Source organism: Kribbella jiaozuonensis, assembly GCF_005233875.1.
Taxonomy (GTDB): domain Bacteria; phylum Actinomycetota; class Actinomycetes; order Propionibacteriales; family Kribbellaceae; genus Kribbella; species Kribbella jiaozuonensis.
The window spans coordinates 363,215-378,445 of sequence record NZ_SZPZ01000006.1; the positions used below are offsets into that span (position 1 = coordinate 363,215).

Consider the following 15,231-nt stretch of genomic DNA (forward strand, 5'->3'; position numbering starts at 1 on the left):
GACCTGGCACGATGCGGGCATGAGCTCGCCCCAGGCCTCGACGGCCCGCTCCGGTTCCGGTCCTCTCGACGCGTACTTCAAGATCAGTGAACGCGGATCCACGCTCGGCCGGGAGATCCGTGGTGGGCTGGTCACGTTCTTCACGATGGCCTACATCGTCGTGCTGAACCCGCTGATCATCGGCACCGTCAAGGACGGCGCCGGCCAGTTCGTCGGCGGCGGCACCGACCCGGCCGCGGCGATCGCGAAGATCGCGGTCGCGACCGCGCTGGTGGCCGGTGTGGTCACGATCCTGATGGGCGTGGTCGCGAACTTCCCGCTCGCGCTCGCCACCGGGCTCGGCCTGAACGCGTTCATCGCGTTCTCGGTCGCGACCAAGATGACCTGGGCCGACGCGATGGGCCTGGTCGTGCTCGAGGGCCTGATCATCCTGATCCTGGTGCTGACCGGGTTCCGCAAGGCGGTCTTCGAGGCGGTCCCGCTCCAGCTGAAGATCGCGATCAGCGTCGGCATCGGCCTGTTCATCGCGTTCATCGGTGTGGTCGACGCTGGCTTCGTACGCCGTCCCGCCGCGCCCACCGGCCCACCGGTCGAACTGGGCGTCGGCGGCACCCTCCGCGGCTGGCCGGTGCTGGTGTTCGTGGTCGGGCTGATTCTGATCGTCACGCTGTACGCCCGGAAGGTGAAGGGCGCGATCCTGATCGGCATCCTGGCCTCGACCGTGCTGGCGATCATCATCGAGGCGATCGCGAACGTCGGTGCCCGGACCGCGGACAACCCCGGCGGCTGGGGCCTGAGCGTGCCGAAGCTGCCGGACCAGTGGTTCACGAAACCGAACCTGGACACGATCGGCGAGTTCAGCCTGTTCGGCTCGTTCGAGAAGATCGGCGCGGTGTCGGCGATCCTGCTGATCTTCACGCTGATGCTGGCCGACTTCTTCGACACCATGGGCACGATGACCGCGATCGGCGCCGAGGCTGGCCTGCTCGACAAGGACGGCATCCCGCCGAACTCGCAGCGCATCCTGATCGTCGACAGCGTCGCGGCCGCGGCCGGCGGCGCGGCGAGCGTCTCCAGCAACACGTCGTACATCGAATCCGCGTCGGGTGTCGGTGAAGGCGCGCGGACCGGTCTGGCGAGCGTGGTGACCGGGATCTGCTTCCTGATCTCGATGGTGGTTGCGCCGCTCGTCACGCTGGTCCCGTACGAGGCCGCGACGCCGGCGCTGATCCTGGTCGGCTTCCTGATGATGACGCAGGTCAAGGGCATCGACTTCGACGACATCGAGGTCGCGTTCCCGGCGTTCCTGACCATCGTCCTGATGCCGTTCACGTACTCGATCTCGGCAGGTATCGGCGCCGGCTTCGTCTTCTACGTCATCCTCAAGTCCGTCCGCGGCAAGGCCCGCCAGGTCCACCCGCTGATGTGGGTGGTCGCCGCCCTGTTCGTCATCTACTTCGCCATCGGCCCGCTCACCGACTGGCTCACCTGAGCGCGCTGATCGAGGTACTCCGCGCGGGTGACGAACAGCTCGCGGAGTTCGGTGGTGAGGCTTTCGAGGAAGTCGGCACGGTACGTCGCATCCGTCAGGAGCGCGATCGAGTAGTACAGGCCGGTGAAGGTTGCGATGCCGACGGCAACCTTCACCAGCGACGAGCTGATCACCACCGGGTGGTTCAGGATCAGCAACGTGTGGGACCACCCGCCGTGGTCGATGCCCCACTGCTGGTAGATGTGGTCGCTGATCGCGAGCATGCCGAAGGCAACGAAGAACAGGCCGACCCCACTGCTGACGACGAGGACCTGCATCCACTGCCGGATCACCAGGCTGAGGCTGAGGTTCATCCGCTGGACCCGGCGCAGTGGCGGCCCGGAGCTGACGTCGCGCTCGATCGCCTCCAGCTCTCGCGGCAGCCGCAGCATCAGAAACAGATTGCTGAGTACGGCGAAGCCGACCGCAAGGAACACGACGAAGGCGACCGGCATGCCCGCGAACACCTGCCACGTGTCCGCGGTGATGAACAGCACCAGCGAGAAGATCAGCAGCAGCGGTAGTGCCCGGACCAGGCTGGCCACGGAGTTCGCCAGCTCACCCGCGAGCCGGCGCAGCCCCCACAGCGTCGTACCGACGAGGCCGTAGCCGACCACGGCGTACACGAGGCCGACGAGCAGCAGGTTGCCGGCGGCAACTCCGAAGAACTGACGCACCTGACCGTCGGAGACCACCGGCAGGCTGGCCGGCAGCAGCACGAAGACCGCCAGCTCGGGGGTTCCGAAGCGTTTCGGCAGCGACCAGAAGGGCCGGCCGCGGAGCCGGTTCAGGACGCCGAACCCGCCGATCAGGAACGCGAGACCGCCGAGCGCGGCGAGCAGGTTCACCCAGAGCGGCCAGTTCAGCGAGATCGCACCGAGCATCTCGGCCAGGAACACCAGCACCAGCAGCGGTGTCGCCCGCGTGAAGATGTCGTGCGTCGGCGAGAAGTCCTCGATGAACAGCGGTAGCCCGGCCTGCCGGAACCGCTGCTCGTACCGCTCCAGCTCGGCGCTCATGAACCGGAACTCTAGCGGGGCCGGGAATACCAGCCACCGGTCACCGGTTTTAGTTAGCAAAGGTAATGAGTTAAGGTAAAGACATGCCCGAAGTCGTAGCCCAGCAGGTGAAGAGTGACGTCGGGCTGGCCAGTGCCCTGCGGTCGTCGACGCTCAGGTTGTCCCGGCAGATCCGGCGTCAGCGTGAGCCCGGTCACGACCTCACCGCGAACCAGCTCAGCGTGCTCGGCGCGCTGTCCAAGCACGAGTCGATGACGATCGGCGAGCTGGCCTCCCACGAGCAGGTGAAGCCGCCGTCGATGACGCGGATCGTGACGAACATGGAGGAGGCGGGTCTGGTGATCCGCCGCCCGCACCCGACCGACAAGCGCCAGATCGTCGTCGAGCTGACCGACCGCGCCGATGAGCTGATCCTGGCGAACCGCCGGCGCCGCGACGAATGGCTGCAGACCAAGCTGAAGCAATTGACCCCCGAGGAGCGCGACATCCTGCGCAAGGCAGCACCTGTTCTCGAACGCCTGGCGGCCCAGTGAGCCCGACCTTCCGCGCGTTCAAAGTCCGTAACTTCCGTCTCTACGCCACCGGCGCGATCGTCTCGAACGTCGGCACCTGGATGCAGCGTGTCGCCCAGGACTGGCTGGTCCTGGAGCTGACCCACTCCGGTACGGCGCTCGGTATCGTCACCGGACTCCAGTTCCTGCCTGCCCTCTTGCTCGGCCCGTACGCCGGTCTGGTCGCCGACCGCTTCCCGAAGCGGACCGTGCTGACCGTCACCCAGATCGCGATGGCCAGCGTCGCCCTGACGCTCGGTGGCCTCACGATCGGCGGCGTCGTACAGACCTGGCATGTGTACCTGCTCGCCCTGCTGTTCGGTGTCGGTACTGCGTTCGACGCCCCGACCCGGCAGTCCTTCGTCGTCGAGATGGTCGGCCGCGACGAGCTGTCCAACGCCGTCGGGCTGAACTCGGCCTCGTTCAACGCCGCCCGGCTGCTCGGCCCGGCGCTGGCCGGTCTGCTGATCAACTGGATCGGCACCGGTCCGGTGATCCTGGTCAACGGCTTCACGTACGCCGCGGTGATCCTCTCGCTGCGGCTGATGCGCGTCTCCGAGCTGCACACCCCGAAGCCCGCGGGCCGCGAGAAGGGCATGATCCGGGACGGCATGCGCTACCTGTGGCGCCGGCCGGACCTGATGATGGTCCTGGTCGCGGTGTTCTTCGCCGGCACGTTCGGCCTGAACTTCCAGCTGACCTCGGCGCTGATGGCAACGAGTGTGTTCCACAAGGGCGCGGGGGAGTACGGCATCCTCGGCTCGGTGCTCGCGATCGGCTCGCTGGCCGGTGCGTTGCTCGCCGCACGCCGGGTCCGGATCCGGGCCCGCCTGGTGATCGGCGCCGCGCTGGCGTTCGGTATCGCCGAGATCGTCAGCGCCCTGATGCCGACGTACCTGACCTTCGCGCTGGTGCTGCCGATCGTCGGTCTGGCCTCGCTGACCATGCTGACCTCGGCGAACGCGACCATGCAGCTGAGCATCGAGCCGACGATGCGCGGCCGGGTGATGGCGCTGTACATGACGGTCCTGATGGGTGGTACGCCGATCGGGTCGCCGTTCATCGGCTGGATCGGGCAGGTGTTCGGCGCGCGGTACTCGCTGATCGTCGGCGGTGGACTGACCGTGCTCGGGACCGTCGCCTCGGTGCTGTACTTCTCCCGCCGACGCGGTCTCGCGATCCGGCCGCGGTTGCTGCCGCGCCCGCATCTCGAGGTGCTGCCGCAGACCGAGCTGCTCGGCGACAAGGCAGTCCTCGAGACCGTCCCGCTCGACGACGAGCCCGTGGCGCTCAAGGACGAGCCCGGCGCGAAGCAGGACGTCGGACCGAGAGTCGCTTAGGGCCGGATCCGGGTCAGCAGGCGGGCGGCGAAGAACAGGGCGTCGACGTCGGCGCCGGCCTCGATCAGCATCGCCGCCGGGTCGTGCTTCGGCTTCGGGCGCTCGTCCGGCGTACCGGCCGTGGCGATCCGGAGGAAGCCGCGGGCGCCGAATCGCCCAGGGGTCGGCGACCACTCGACGTCGATGATGTCGACCAGCGGCACCGACCACTGCGCGCCGAGCGCTTTCTTCCTCCGGCCCGCGGACCGTTTGTAGTCGAACGTGAGCCGCCCGTTCGCCACCGACAGCGTCGCGTCCCGGCCCGTGAGCCGGTCCGGCGCGACCGGCGGTGCGAGCAACCAACGCGCGGACGTCGTCGCCGGTACGTCGCGGCGGACGAGGGTACTGCGGATGTCGCGGGCGATCTGCTCCGCGAGCGCGGGGTCGACCTCCGGGAAGTCGTACAGATCCATCACGACCTGACCGCCGGTCACTGACTGCAGCGGGTCGGCGCCGTCGCGCAGGATGAGCTTGAGACCGGCCTCGCTGACCTCGACCGCGTTCAGGGCCTCGACCGGCAGGATCCGTTCGCCCAGGCGGGTCCGCAACGAGCTGGTCAGCGCATCGAGTCCGGCTTGCGTTCCGTCGTACCGGAGGCGAAGGATCCCGATGCCGTCCCAGACGACCGTGCCGTTCGTGCTTTTCAGCTCACCGCTTCCCACCCTCCCCATCTTCCCTCCTGAGCGGGTCCACCGCAGGTTCTTGCGTGTAAGCGGCACAATGAGGTGTGACCCATTACGACCTGGTAGTCATTGGGACAGGATCCGGCAACACGATCGTGAACAAGCGGTTCGCGGACCGGAAGGTCGCGATCGTCGAGCGCGGTACCTTCGGCGGCACCTGCCTCAACGTCGGTTGTATCCCGACCAAGATGTTCGTGCACGCCGCCGACGTGGCCGCGACCCCGTCGGAGAGCTCACGGTACGGCGTCGACGAGCAACTGCTCGACGTCCGCTGGCCCGACGTCCGGGACCGGATCTTCGGCCGGATCGACCCGATCGCGGCGGGCGGCTCGGAGTACCGGCACCACAGCCCGGACAACGCCAACGTCACCGTGTACGACGGGACCGGCCGGTTCACCGGGTTCAAGGAGCTGACCGTCGACAACAAGGACGGGTCGACGAGCGTGTTCAGCGCCGACCAGTTCGTGCTCGCCACCGGCAGCCGGCCGATCGTGCCGCCGATCCCGGGGCTCGAGGAGACCGGCTTCCACACCTCGAACACGATCATGCGGCTCGACGAGCTGCCGCGCCGGCTGGCGATCATCGGCAGCGGGTTCGTCGCGGCCGAGTTCGCGCACGTGTTCGCGTCGTTCGGGGTCGAGGTGACGATCATCGCCCGCTCGAACGTGCTGCTCCGGCACGAGGACGGCGAGCTCGCCTCGGCGTACACGAAGATCGCCCAGGAGCTGTACGACGTACGCCTGAACCACGAGACCGTCCGGGTGGCACGCCATGAGGACGGCTCGATCGCGCTCAAGATGCTGCACCCGGCCGGGGTCGACACCCTGGTCGTCGACGAGCTCCTGGTCGCGGTCGGCCGGGAACCGAACTCCGACCTGCTGAACCTGGACGCCACCGGTGTCGAGATCGACAGCGAGGCACGCGTAGTCGTCGACAAGTACCAGCAGACCACCGTCGACGGCATCTACGCGCTCGGTGATGTGACCACCCCGCACCAGCTGAAGCACGTCGCGAACCACGAGGCCCGGGTGGTCAAGCACAACCTGCTCAACCCGGACGACCGGGTCGAGTCCGACCACCGCTTCGTACCGCACGCGGTCTTCAGCGCGCCGCAGATCGCCTCCGTCGGCCTGACCGAGGAGCAGGCGAAGGAGCGCGGGATCCCTTATGTGAAAGCGGTTCAGCGGTACGCCGATATCGCGTACGGCTGGGCGATGGAGGACACGACCGGGTTCGCGAAGATCCTGGCCGACCCGAAGACCGGTCAGATCATCGGCGCGCACATCATGGGACCGCAGGCGCCGACCGTGATCCAGCCGATCATCCAGGCGATGAGTTTCGGCCTGGACGCGTACTCGATGGCGCGTCAGCAGTACTGGATCCATCCGGCGATGCCCGAACTGATCGAGAACGCGTTGCTGCAGCTGGATCTACACCCGGAAGGCTGAGATCACGTCGGCGACCGTGTCGAGCGTCTCGAGGTCGGGCAGGCTGATCATCACCTCGGCCACCCCCGCCTCGGACAGCTCGCGGAACCGACCGATCTGATCGTCCACGGTGCCGGCGTTCACCATCGCGGCATACCGCGCCGGGTTCACGTTCCGCGGGCGCAGCTTCTGCACGAGCTCGTCCAGCTGCCGGGAGTCCTTACCCACAAGGGTTGTCGACAGGTGGGTCAACTCGACGGGGCGATCGCCGAGGTGACCGGCAGCCTTCCGGACCGCGGCGGCGTCCCCGAAGACGTTCACGGCATCGGCGTACCGCGCCGCCAGCCTGAGCGTCCGCGGCCCACTCCCGCCGACCAGCACGGGCAGGTGTTCCTGCAGCGGCCGCGGGTAGCACGTGGTGTCCGGTACGTCGAGAACCTTGCCGTGGAACGGTTTGTTGCCTGGTCCCCACAAAACCGGGAGTAACTGCAACGCGTCCTCGAGCAAGGCGTACCGTTCACTCACCGGCGGGAACGACCATCCGTAGGCCTTGTGCTCGGCCTCGAACCACGCGAGCCCGACGCCGCACACCGCCCGCCCACCAGTCAACACGTCGAGCGTCGCCGCGATCTTCCCGAGGTGGGCGACGTTCCGGTACGTGATCCCCGAGACCAACGTGCCGAGGCGTACGCGGGTGGTGCAGGCGGCCAGATACCCCAGCGTCGTCCAACTCTCCAGGAAGTCGTCCCACGCCCGCCCGACCTGCGGGATCTGCCGGAAATGATCCATCACATAGATCGAGTCGAACCCCACCGCCTCAGCCTTCGAAGCCACCTCCCGCACCCAAGCCGCCAGCCCCGCCCGACCACCTGGATGCGTGTAGCTGCTCAGCTGCAACCCGAACCTCAGCCCGCTCGGCTTCTCCACCTGACGCACGGCCGCCGCGCCCGCGTCCACAAACGCCTCAGGGACCACCCGAACAGCCGTCGGTTGTAGAACCTGGTCGTACCCCTCGTCCGGCAACTCCTTCTTCACCGCCGTCCACGACCGCAACTGCGAGGTCAGCACATCAGCCGGGATCCGCTTGGCCGACCGCTCCCGATTCCGCCGCCGGCATTCCTCGGCCGGCGTATCGAACCCCACCGCCACACAGGCCATCCCGACCTCACGCGCCAGCCGCAGCCACTCCACCCGCCGTTCCTTGTCCAGCCCCAGCGTGTCGATCACAGTCGTCAACTGCCGCCCGATTCGTTGCCGCACCACCACATCCAGCAACGCGAACGCATCCGCACTGGCCGCAATATCGTCTTCCCCGGCCCCGACCAACGCCCGCAACCGATCACTCGACACGACCAGCTCCGGCGCGAACAGCTCCGCCGCCCACGTCGACTTCCCCGACGCCCCTGGCCCCACCAGGATCACCACACACGGCGACGGCAGTTTGAGTTCCACACAAAGCAGTTTCCACCACCGATAGCATTTCGGGATGCGATTGTTCGTGGCCGTGGTGCCGCCCATCGAAGTTGTGGAGGATCTGAGCGAGTTCGTCGAGCCGCGGCGAGAGCATCCGGATGACGACATCCGGTGGGCCTCGGAGCAGCACTGGCACATCACGCTGGCGTTCCTCGGCGACGTACCGGACTGGAAGAACGAGGAGCTCGAGGAGCGGCTGGAGGCGGTCGCGCAACGGCAGAAGCCGTTCGAGTTGCAGCTGACCGGCGCGGGCGCGTTCCCCGGCGTACCGGATGCGCGGGTGCTGTACGCCGGAGTACGCGACGACACCGAATCGCTGAAGCACCTGTCGATGACCACGCGGTCGGCGGCGAGTCGGGCCGGCGTCACCGTCGAGGGCCGTAAGTTCACCCCGCATGTGACCCTGGCAAGGTTGCGGCGACCGATCGACGTGACCAGGTGGGTCAGGGTTTTCGACACCTACGACGGTCCGGTCTGGACCGCGGGTAGCCTGCAGTTGATTCAATCCCGGCTCGGTGAGGGTCCGGGGCAAAGTGCGGCGTACGACACAGTAGGCGAATGGGACTTCTTAGGTTAACCTCAGCAAGGTTAGCCGTACCTAATGCTCTGGAAGTGTCGCCGCCATGCTCGCGAACTATCTGATCGGACTCCGTGAGGGACTCGAGGCTTCGCTGGTTGTCAGCATCCTCGCCACGTTCCTGGTCAAATCGGGGCATCGCGATCGCCTGAAACTGGTCTGGATCGGTGTCGCGACGGCGCTCGGTGTCGCGGCCGTCGCCTGGGGCCTGCTCCAGTTCGTCACCTCGCTGACCGCGAAGTCGTTCACCACCCAGGAGACCGTCGGCGGGGTGATGTCGATCCTCGCGGTCGGCTTCGTCACCTGGATGATCTTCTGGATGCGCAAGGCGTCCCGCAGTATCGCCAAGGAACTGCGCGAGCGGATGGGGCAGGCGCTCGAGGTCGGGTCCCGCGCCGTCGTCATCCTCGCGTTCCTGGCGGTGTTCCGGGAGAGCATCGAGACCGCGTTCATCGTGTACGCGTCGGCCGCCACCGCGACCACCGCCGTACCGCTGATCGGGGTGCTGCTCGGCCTCGGTACGTCGGTGCTGCTGGGGGTCGCGATCTACAAGGGCGCGGTGAAGATCAACCTGGCCGTGTTCTTCAAGTGGACCGGCGCGGTGCTGATCCTGGTCGCGGCCGGCATCTTCGCGTACGGGTTCCACGACCTGCAGGAGGCGGGCATCCTGCCCGGCCTGGACCATCTCGCGTTCGACATCTCGCACGTGATCCCGCCGGACAGCTGGTACGGCGTACTGCTCAAGGGCATCTTCAACTTCAACCCGACCCCCACCGTGCTCGAGGCAACCGCGTGGGTCGTCTATCTGGTCCCGGTGATGGTGCTCTACTTCCGTCCGGTGAAGAGCTCCACGCCGCCCGCCGTACCGGCGGCCAAGACCGCCGGCGAAGCGGCCTGATCCACCCCTCACATCCCCGCTCAGGAGAACCATGTCCAGCTCATTGCCCCGTCGGGCCGCCGTCCTCGGCGTCGTCATCGGTATCGGCGCGCTGACCGCGTGCGCGAAGGACACGCCCGCGGCCAAGGACGACGGCACCGGCCCCGTCTCGGTGAAGGCGTCCGACTCGGGCTGTGACCTCAGCCGCCGCGACGTGAAGTCCGGCACCAGCACGTTCTCGGTGTCGAACGGCGGCAGCAAGGTCACCGAGTTCTACGTGTACGCCGATGGCGACCGGGTGATGGGCGAGGTCGAGAACATCGGCCCGGGCCTGAAGCGGGATCTGATCGTCGAGCTGCCGACCGGCAAGTACCAGGCGGTCTGCAAGCCGGGCATGGTCGGCGACGGCATCCGTGGCGACCTGACCGTCAGCGGTGACGCGCCCGCGCAGGTCGACACCGACACCGAGCTCAAGCAGGCGACCGAGAGCTACCAGCGGTACGTGAACTCGCAGGCGGTCGCGCTGGAGCAGAAGACCACCGAGTTCGTGACCGCGGTGAAGGCCGGCGACGTCGCGAAGGCGAAGGCGCTGTTCCCGGTGTCGCGGACGTACTGGGAGCGGATCGAGCCAGTCGCGGAGTCGTTCGGCGACCTCGACCCGAAGATCGACGCCCGGGTCAACGACGTCGAGCCGGGGACCGAGTGGACCGGGTACCACCGGATCGAGCAGGCGCTGTGGGTCTCCAACAGCACCAAGGGCATGGACAAGTACGCCGACCAGTTGCTGACCGACGTGAAGACGGTGGTGGCGAAGGCCAAGGTCGTGAAGCTGACTCCGCTGCAGCTGGCCAACGGCGCGAAGGAACTGCTCGACGAGGTCGCGACCGGCAAGGTCACCGGCGAGGAGGACCGCTACTCGCACACCGACCTGTGGGACTTCCAGGCGAACGTCGAAGGGTCGCAAGCCGCGGTCCAGGCACTCCGTCCCGCGCTGCAGTCGCGTGACGCGGCGCTGGTGACGCAGCTGGACACGAACTTCAAGGCGGTCTTCGCGTCCCTCGACAAGTACCGCGACGGCGACGGCTTCAAGCCGTACACCGCATCCGAGGCGGAGAAGAAGGCCCTCGGCGCCGTGGTCGACGGCCTGGCCGAACCGGTCAGCAAGGTAGCAGGAGCAATCGCACAGAAATGACCGACGAACCCACACCCCCAACCGAGAACCCGCGACGGGGTTTCTCGCGGCGCGGACTGTTCGGCGCCGCCGGTGCCGCGGTGGCAACCGGGGTCGCCGGTTATGCGGTGCGCTCGGCGGTCTCCACCCAGCCGTCGCAGGCTGCTGACGCCAACGGACCGGTTGAGTTTCACGGGCCGCACCAGGCCGGCATCACCACGCCGGTTCAGGATCGGCTGCACTTCGCCGCGTTTGATGTGACGACGACCAGCCGCGACGAGCTGATCGGGCTGCTGAAGGAATGGACCGCCGCAGCCGCCCTCCTGACAGCCGGCCGCGACATCGGCCAGTACGGCGCGGTGAACGGGCCGGACGAGGCCCCGCCCGAGGACACCGGCGAAGCAGTCGGCCTGCCACCCGCACGGCTGACGATCACCGTCGGCTTCGGCCCGACCCTGTTCGACAAGCGCTTCGGCCTGGCCGCGAAACGCCCGAAGGCCTTGGTCGACCTGCCGCACTTCATCGGCGACGACCTCGACCCCAACCGCTCGTACGGCGACATCGCCGTACAGGCCTGCTCCGACGACCCCCAGGTCGCCGTACACGCCATCCGCAACCTGGCCCGGATCGGCTTCGGACGCGTCGCCGTACGGTATTCCCAGCTCGGCTTCGGCCGTACGTCGTCCACGTCCCGCGCCCAGTCGACGCCGCGGAACCTGTTCGGCTTCAAGGACGGCACCAACAACCTGAAGCTCGAGGACGCCGACAAGCTCGAGCAGCAGCTCTGGGTCCAGCCCGAGGACGGCCCCGACTGGATGGTCGGCGGCTCCTACCTGGTCTCGCGCCGGATCCGGATGAACATCGAGATCTGGGACCGCACCTCGCTCGGCGAACAAGAAGGCATCATCGGCCGCGGCAAAGGCACCGGCGCGCCACTCGGCAAGGCCGACGAGTTCGACACCATCGACTTCAACGCCAAACAGGCGGACGGCCAGCCGAAGATCCCGGCCGACTCACACGTCCGCCTGGCCCACCCCACCTTCAACAAAGGCGCCGAACTACTCCGCCGCGGCTACAACTTCGTCGACGGCTCCGACGGCCTCGGCCGCCTGGACGCCGGCCTCTTCTTCCTCGCCTACCAACGCGACCCCCGCAAACAGTTCATCCCCATCCAGAACCAACTGGCCAAGAACGACACGATGAACGAATACATCCACCACGTAGGCTCCGGCATCTTCGCCTGCCCGCCGGGGGTAACCCCCGGCGGGTACTGGGGCGAAAAACTCTTCGTCTGACTACTTCACCGCGCCGGCGGTGACGCCGGCGACGAAGTGGCGTTGGGCGAGGAGGAAGCCGATTACTACTGGGATGCTGACCACCAGGGCGGCGGCCATGATCTGGTTCCAGTAGATGTTGGTTTGGGTGGAGTACTGGCGTAGGCCGACGGACAGCGTGCGGTTCGCCTCAGTCGTCATGACCGAGGCGAACAGGACCTCGCCCCACGCGGTCATGAACGAGTAGATCGCGACCGCGATCACGCCGGGCCGAGCAGCAGGCAGTACGACGCGCCACAGGGCGCCCATCGGTCCGCAGCCGTCGACCAGGGCGGCCTCGTCGAGCTCGCGCGGGATGCTGTCGAAGTACCCGGCGAGCATCCAGATCGAGAACGGCAGGCTGAACGTCAGGTACGTGATGATCAAGCCGAGCCGCGTCCCGACCAGCTGCAGCCCGAACGAGTTGTTGATGTTCACGAAGATCAGGAACAACGGCAGCAGGAACAGCACACCCGGGAACATCTGCGTCGACAACACGGTCGTCGTGAACGCCGTCCGCCCGCGGAACCGGAACCGCGACACCGCGAACGCCGCCAGGATCGCGATCGCCACCGAGAACACCGTCGCCGACACGGACACGATCGTGCTGTTCACGAAGTACCGGGCCAGCGGCACCGTCTTCCACATGTCCACGAACGGCGCCAGCGTCAGGTTCGACGGCCACCAGCTGAACGCGCCCTGCACGTCCTTCAGCGGCTTCAGCGACGACGTGATCATCACGTACAGCGGGACGAGGACGAACAGGCCGAGCACGGTCAGCACGACACCGCGGTAGATCTTGAACCCCTGGGTCTCACGCACGACGCGACCTCCTTCCGGTGACGAGCAGATACGCGCCGGTGACGATCATCAAGAAGATCAGCAGCAGCACGGACATCGCCGCACCGGTGCCGAAGTTCCAGGTCAGGAACGACGCGTTGTAGATGTGGAACGTGATCAGGTCACCGGCCGGCGGCTGCGCCGTACCGAACAGCACGTACGGCGTGTTGAAGTCGCTGAACGTCCACAGGAAAAGGACGAGTACGAGCACCAGGTTGACCGGTCGCAGCGACGGCAGCGTGATGTTGCGCCACTGCCGGAGGTTGCCCGCGCCGTCCACCGACGCGGCCTCGTACAGGTCGCCCGGGATGCTCTGCAGGCCGGCCATCAGCGTGAGGAACGCGAACGTCCACAGCTTCCAGGTCGCGACCGTGATCAGCGAGACCAGCGCGTTGCTGCCGATCAGCCAGAACGTCCGGCCGTCGCTCAGGTGCAGCTGGTTCAGCACGTGGTTCACGGCGCCGGTGTCGCGCTGGAGCATGAAGTTCCAGGTCAGGATCCCGGCGTACGCCGGAAGCGCGTACGGCACCAGGAAGAAGGTCCGGATGATGCCGCGACCGCGGAACGGCGGCTGCAGCGCGACCGCGGCGGCCATGCCGAGCACCCAGGACAGCGCGACCGTGATCAGCGAGAACGCGACGGTGACGCCGAACGACTTCAGCAGGCCCTCACCGACCGCGTTATTGAAGTCCAGTGCGACCTTGTAGTTGTTGAGCCCGGCGCTGGGCGCGGCGGACCAGTTCGCGATGAAGAACTTGGTCAGCTTGATGAAACTCATCCAGATGCCGACCACCATCGGGATGATGTGGATCAGCAGTTCGGCCAGGACGGCCGGTGCCAGCAGCAGATACGGCAGCCACCGGTTCAGGCCGGGACGGTGTTCGGGGCTGCGCTTGGTCTTCTTCTTCGCAGGCTTCGCGGCGGCCGGCGTCGCTTCCTGTGTGGCGACGGACATCGACTGGTCGCCTCCTGTCTGTCGGATCGGTGGTGGGGGCTGACGCGGGCAGTGGCCCGGACGGGTCGTCCGGGCCACTGAGCGCGGGTCAGCTACCTGCGGCCACCTGATCCTGGGCGGTCTTCAGCGCCGCCTTCACGTCGTCGGCCGTGACCGTTCCGCCGGTCGCGATCTTGGCGAACATCGAGTTCATCGCCTTGCCGACGGTGCTCTCGAACTGGTCCTCGGCCGGCACCAGCGGCAGCGGCTTGGACTTGGTGTTGTAGACGTCCTGGAACGTCGCCGCCTCGGCCGCGTCGGTGGTGAACACCGGCTTCGCGTCCTTCAGCACCGGCAGCGAGGAGAACGGCTTGCCCAGCGTGGTCTGCGTGGTCGCGTCCGTCATGTACTTGACGAACTTCAGCGCCGCGTCCTTGTGCTTGGTGTTCTTGAACACCGACAGGTTGATACCGGCCACGTGGCTGGCGACCTGCTCGGCGCCCGACGGAGCCGGGAACGGTACGACGCCGTACTCGCCGGCCTTCATGCCGTTGGCAACGATCGAGGAGTCGGCGTTGTTCTGGTTGATGACCATCGCGACCTTCTTGGTGGCGAAGTCGTTCACCGACTTGGTGCCGTTGTCGTACTGCGCGTTCGACGGGTTCGCGACCTTGTCCTTCTGCATCAGGTCGAGGTACCGCAGGACGCCCTGCACGTTGCCGTCACCGGTGAAGGTCGGCTTGCCGTCGGCGTCGAACCAGTCGGCCTTGTTCTGCGCGGCGTTGATGAACGCGAAGTGCACGTTCTCGGTGTAGCTGCCGGCCGCGAGCGCCATCCCCCACTGCTTCTTGGCGGGGACGGTCAGCTTCTGCGCGTCGGTGACCATCTCTTCCCAGGTCTTCGGCGGCTGCAGGCCGGCCGCGGCGAACATCGCCTTGTTGTAGTACAGGCCGTAGGCCAGACCGTAGAGCGGGACCGAGGTCGGGTCGGTGCCTTCCTTGCCGCCGGTCGCCAGAGCCGTCGGCACGAACTTGTCCTTCCCGCCGATGGCGCCCATCGCGTCGCCGTCGAACGGCAGGAACGCGTCGGTCGCCTGCAGCGAGGCCGCCCAGGTGTTGCCGATGTTGACCACGTCCGGCGCCTGGCCGGAGGTGATCGCGGTCTGGATCCGCGTCTGCAGATCGTTCCAGCCGATCACCTCGAGGTTGACCTTGATGCCGGTGTCCTGGGTGAACTTCTGCAGGACCGGGGTCAGCACCTCCTTGTCGTTGTCCAGGCTGGTGCCCTGGTTGCTGGCCCAGTAGGTCAGCGTCTGGTCACCACCAGAACCGCCGCCGGAGGAATCGTTCTTGTCGCCACCACCGCACGCGGCGAGGCTGATTCCCATGGCGGTCGCCGCCACCGCGGCTACAAACGAACGCAGTCTCACGTCGGACTCCCTCGTCCCGTCGAGCCT

The 15,231-nt window shown here is 67.1% G+C and carries 14 protein-coding genes; 8 read left to right on the top strand and 6 right to left on the bottom strand.

Features of this window, described 5'->3' with window-relative positions; genetic code table 11:
• Positions 1-19: 19 nt before the first annotated feature.
• Complete coding sequence (locus FDA38_RS37095) at positions 20-1,492, top strand: NCS2 family permease (RefSeq protein ID WP_137258846.1); 1,473 nt, start codon at positions 20-22, stop codon at positions 1,490-1,492.
• Here the strand turns inward: FDA38_RS37095 and FDA38_RS37100 are convergent.
• Positions 1,453-2,550: a hypothetical protein gene (locus tag FDA38_RS37100; protein WP_137258847.1), complete on the bottom strand. Its 1,098-nt coding sequence runs from the start codon at positions 2,548-2,550 to the stop codon at positions 1,453-1,455. The two genes, FDA38_RS37095 and FDA38_RS37100, sit on opposite strands and share 40 nt — an antisense overlap.
• 83 nt (positions 2,551-2,633) lie before the next feature.
• Between FDA38_RS37100 and FDA38_RS37105 the strand changes: the two genes are divergently transcribed.
• Both FDA38_RS37105 and FDA38_RS37110 read left to right on the top strand, forming a co-directional pair.
• Positions 2,634-3,083 (top strand): MarR family winged helix-turn-helix transcriptional regulator, encoded by a 450-nt coding sequence (locus FDA38_RS37105; RefSeq protein ID WP_137258848.1) that lies wholly within the window; start codon positions 2,634-2,636, stop codon positions 3,081-3,083.
• Complete coding sequence (locus tag FDA38_RS37110) at positions 3,080-4,441, top strand: MFS transporter (protein WP_137258849.1); 1,362 nt, start codon at positions 3,080-3,082, stop codon at positions 4,439-4,441. Before FDA38_RS37105 ends, FDA38_RS37110 begins: the two co-directional genes overlap by 4 nt.
• Here the strand turns inward: FDA38_RS37110 and FDA38_RS37115 are convergent.
• Positions 4,438-5,151, bottom strand: coding sequence for a DUF4429 domain-containing protein (locus FDA38_RS37115; RefSeq protein WP_137258850.1), 714 nt, complete (start codon positions 5,149-5,151; stop codon positions 4,438-4,440). The two genes, FDA38_RS37110 and FDA38_RS37115, sit on opposite strands and share 4 nt — an antisense overlap.
• A gap of 56 nt (positions 5,152-5,207) precedes the next feature.
• Here FDA38_RS37115 and FDA38_RS37120 point away from each other — a divergent pair, with 56 nt between their 5' ends.
• Positions 5,208-6,611 carry a mycothione reductase gene (locus FDA38_RS37120; RefSeq protein ID WP_137258851.1) on the top strand — a complete coding sequence of 468 codons (1,404 nt, stop codon included), beginning with the start codon at positions 5,208-5,210 and terminating at the stop codon, positions 6,609-6,611.
• Here FDA38_RS37120 and FDA38_RS37125 read toward each other — a convergent pair.
• The gene (locus FDA38_RS37125; RefSeq protein WP_233715150.1) at positions 6,594-8,042 is read right to left on the bottom strand and encodes an LLM class flavin-dependent oxidoreductase; all 1,449 of its coding nucleotides are present in this window, start codon (positions 8,040-8,042) and stop codon (positions 6,594-6,596) included. The genes FDA38_RS37120 and FDA38_RS37125 overlap by 18 nt on opposite strands.
• Before the next feature lie 34 nt (positions 8,043-8,076).
• Between FDA38_RS37125 and thpR the strand changes: the two genes are divergently transcribed.
• The 4 genes from thpR to efeB are packed head-to-tail and all read left to right on the top strand — an operon-like array spanning position 8,077 to position 11,983.
• On the top strand, positions 8,077-8,640 hold the full coding sequence (gene thpR, locus FDA38_RS37130) for an RNA 2',3'-cyclic phosphodiesterase (RefSeq protein WP_137258853.1): 564 nt from the start codon (positions 8,077-8,079) through the stop codon (positions 8,638-8,640).
• A 46-nt stretch (positions 8,641-8,686) separates the two neighbouring features.
• On the top strand, positions 8,687-9,538 hold the full coding sequence (gene efeU / locus FDA38_RS37135) for an iron uptake transporter permease EfeU (protein ID WP_137258854.1): 852 nt from the start codon (positions 8,687-8,689) through the stop codon (positions 9,536-9,538).
• 31 nt (positions 9,539-9,569) lie between these two features.
• Positions 9,570-10,709, top strand: a complete 1,140-nt coding sequence (gene efeO / locus FDA38_RS37140; protein ID WP_137258855.1) for an iron uptake system protein EfeO — start codon at positions 9,570-9,572, stop codon at positions 10,707-10,709.
• Positions 10,706-11,983, top strand: coding sequence for an iron uptake transporter deferrochelatase/peroxidase subunit (gene efeB / locus FDA38_RS37145; protein WP_137258856.1), 1,278 nt, complete (start codon positions 10,706-10,708; stop codon positions 11,981-11,983). Before efeO ends, efeB begins: the two co-directional genes overlap by 4 nt.
• On the opposite strand, the gene FDA38_RS37150 is transcribed toward efeB, so the two are convergent.
• The 3 genes from FDA38_RS37150 to FDA38_RS37160 form a co-directional block, all read right to left on the bottom strand.
• Positions 11,984-12,823, bottom strand: a complete 840-nt coding sequence (locus FDA38_RS37150) for a carbohydrate ABC transporter permease (protein ID WP_137258857.1) — start codon at positions 12,821-12,823, stop codon at positions 11,984-11,986. It lies immediately after the preceding gene.
• Complete coding sequence (locus FDA38_RS37155) at positions 12,816-13,796, bottom strand: carbohydrate ABC transporter permease (protein ID WP_137258858.1); 981 nt, start codon at positions 13,794-13,796, stop codon at positions 12,816-12,818. Before FDA38_RS37155 ends, FDA38_RS37150 begins: the two co-directional genes overlap by 8 nt.
• Before the next feature lie 88 nt (positions 13,797-13,884).
• Positions 13,885-15,204: an ABC transporter substrate-binding protein gene (locus FDA38_RS37160; protein WP_202878016.1), complete on the bottom strand. Its 1,320-nt coding sequence runs from the start codon at positions 15,202-15,204 to the stop codon at positions 13,885-13,887.
• Between the last annotated feature and the right edge of the window lie 27 nt (positions 15,205-15,231).